The sequence below is a fragment of the Parvimonas sp. M20 genome, from assembly GCF_035282425.1.
GTDB lineage: Bacteria > Bacillota > Clostridia > Tissierellales > Peptoniphilaceae > Parvimonas.
The window spans coordinates 1-277 of record NZ_JAYKBQ010000150.1 but is presented as its reverse complement, the minus strand read 5'-3'; the positions used below and the strand labels follow the sequence as shown (position 1 = coordinate 277).

At 70.8% G+C, this 277-nt stretch carries 1 protein-coding gene; it reads right to left on the bottom strand.

Features of this window, described 5'->3' with window-relative positions:
* Window positions 1-80: 80 nt before the first annotated feature.
* A partial coding sequence (locus tag VJI93_RS08775) for a hypothetical protein (protein WP_324009316.1) occupies window positions 81-277 on the bottom strand: 197 nt, incomplete at its 5' end.

The window sequence follows — 277 nt, the reverse complement described above, 5'->3', positions numbered from 1 at the left end:
AGCCGGCTGGGCGGCCACGCGCGACGCGGCGATGCTGCCCAGCCACAACAGCAGCGCTCGACGATCGGACAGGCCGCGCATCATGCAGGCCCCGGCAGCAGCTTCAGCTTCACCTGCCCATTGCGGCAGGCGGCGTCGAAGTCCTGCTGGATGTGGGCCAGGGTGTCGCCGTCGCCGGCGTCGACGGCCTGGATGCCGACCCCCCGGTTGCGCCCCTCGGCCTTGGCCTTGTAGAGCACCATGTCGGCCCAGTTGACCGCCTGTTCCCACTGCAGAC